General features: G+C 55.2%; 4 protein-coding genes. All 4 read right to left on the reverse strand.

Annotated features, from left to right (window positions below; genetic code table 11):
• On the reverse strand, positions 1 to 130 hold a 130-nt coding region (locus Q7T06_RS02260; RefSeq protein WP_304779461.1), incomplete at its 3' end, for a CHC2 zinc finger domain-containing protein.
• A 48-nt stretch (positions 131 to 178) separates the two neighbouring features.
• Positions 179 to 628 (reverse strand): GatB/YqeY domain-containing protein, encoded by a 450-nt coding sequence (locus Q7T06_RS02265; RefSeq protein WP_304779445.1) that lies wholly within the window; start codon positions 626 to 628, stop codon positions 179 to 181.
• 129 nt (positions 629 to 757) lie between these two features.
• Positions 758 to 970, reverse strand: coding sequence for a 30S ribosomal protein S21 (gene rpsU, locus Q7T06_RS02270; protein WP_011870001.1), 213 nt, complete (start codon positions 968 to 970; stop codon positions 758 to 760).
• Between the two features lie 172 nt (positions 971 to 1142).
• The coding region (locus tag Q7T06_RS02275; RefSeq protein ID WP_304779455.1) for an NAD(P)/FAD-dependent oxidoreductase at positions 1143 to 2234 on the reverse strand (1092 nt) is incomplete at its 5' end.

Below are 2234 nucleotides of genomic sequence, written 5' to 3' on the forward strand. Positions count from 1 at the left end.
ATTTTTCGTTGTGGAAAGGGCACAAGCCCATGAAATTTGCGCCACCCTTTTTCAGCGGCACATACCGCCCCACCACGTCGACGATATCGACGCGGTTGAGCAACTCCTGGATACACGACTGTGGAATCACGTCGGTATCAAAATGCTGGCGGAATGGAAATCAGACGTATGGGCGCGCTCAGCCTTTGGTCAAGGCAACCTTGACCAGGCCGGATACGGCAGTCATGTCGGCACGACCGGCAAGCTTCGCCTTCAAGATCGCCATGACCTTACCCATATCCTGCGGACCTGCGGCGCCAGATTCGGCAACGGCAGCGGCGACTTCGCCCTGCACTTCGGCATCCGACAATGCGCTTGGCATGTAGGTAGTCAGAACCGCCAGCTCGGCTTGTTCGATATCAACCAGATCCTGGCGACCGCCAGCCTGGAATTGCGAAATCGAATCCTTGCGCTGCTTGATCATTTTTTCAATGATCGCCAGCACTTGCGTATCGTTAAGCTCGATGCGTTCGTCGACTTCCTTTTGCTTGATGGCGGAAGTAATCAAACGTATCGTGCCGAGTTTGGTCGCTTCCTTGGCGCGCATTGCCGTTTTCATGTCTTCGGTAATCTGTTCTTTCAAGCTCATACGCACTCCGCTATCTGATTAAATAAAGGGATCATTAAAAACGCCAAAACCCGCTGCGGACCAACACCGGAGCGGGTTTGCAACCAATTTCTTCAACCGCACGCACATAGGGCGCGCAGTTTCAAGGAATTAGTACAGCTTTTTAGGCAATTGCTGGCTGCGGATACGCTTGTAATGGCGTTTCACAGCTGCAGCGAGCTTGCGCTTGCGTTCAGCAGTTGGCTTCTCGTAAAACTCGCGCGCGCGCAAATCGGTCAGCAAACCGGTTTTTTCAATGGTGCGCTTGAAGCGACGCATAGCGACTTCGAACGGCTCGTTTTCTTTAAGGCGAATAGTGGTCATGTAAAGGTAAACCAATGTTGGGTAGTGAGTCGGAGAGTATAGCAGCCTTGTTTGATAAATGGAAGGCTCTTCACAGGATTTAGACGAAAGCGCAGCGGGATCAACAACAGGGGCCCTGCTTGCCCATACTTATTAACAGCTACAGGCGATCTATATAAGGGATAGCCAGCGCTCAGACTGCCTGCCCGGCAGCCACGCCTGAGGCCCACGCCCACTGGAAATTATAGCCACCCAGCCAGCCGGTCACATCGACCGACTCACCTATGAAATGCAAGCCGGGCACTTTGCTCGCCATCATCGTCTGCTGCGACAGTTCGCGCGTATCGACGCCGCCCAGTGTCACTTCCGCCTTGCGATAGCCTTCCGAGCCGTTCGGAATGATGTTCCACTGGTTCAACGCAGCGCCCAGCTGCCGCAATTGCTTGTCCTGCATGTCGGCAACGCGCGCATCGGCTTGCAAACCCTGGGCTTGCAGCCATACTTCGGCCAGCCGCGATGGCAGCCATTGCGCCAGCTGATTGCCCAGGTTTTTCTTGCTGCTCGCCTTGCCTTCAATCAAGGCTGCCGCAATATCAGTTTCCGGCACCAGATTGATCGTCAGCGCAGCGCCCGGCTGCCAATAACTGGAAATCTGCAAAATCGCCGGACCGGACAAGCCGCGATGCGTAAACAGTAAATCTTCCTTGAAATAGCCGCGCGCCTTCTTTGTTCCCGTTTCCACTTCCACCGGCAGGGAAATGCCGGCCAGCGTCACATACGGTTGCCATGCAGTCGCATCGAAAGTCAGCGGCACCAGGCCGGGGCTGGGCTCGACCATCTTCAAGCCGAATTGTTTGGCGATGCGGAAAGCAAAATCAGTGGCGCCGATTTTCGGGATGGACAGGCCGCCGGTGGCAATCACCATGCTGCTGGCGAGGATGTCGCCGGTATCGGTTTCAATCCGGAACAGTTCGTCGCTTTTGCTGATCGCCTTCACGCTGCACGGCATGCGCCACGCCACATTGCCGAGCGCGCATTCGGCTTTCAGCATGCCGATGATGTCTTCGGCGGAATTGTCGCAAAACAGTTGGCCCTTGTGCTTCTCGTGATACGCGATGCGATAGCGCTTCATCAGCGCGAGAAAATCCTGCGGCGTATAGCGCGACAAGGCACTTTTGCAGAAATGCGGGTTTTGCGAGAGGAAATTTTGCGGCGTCGCATCGAGATTGGTGAAGTTGCAGCGACCGCCGCCGGAGATGCGGATTTTCTCGGCGAGTTTTTCTGC

This window comes from Herminiimonas sp. (genome assembly GCF_030645555.1).
Taxonomy (GTDB): Bacteria; Pseudomonadota; Gammaproteobacteria; order Burkholderiales; family Burkholderiaceae_D; genus Oxalicibacterium.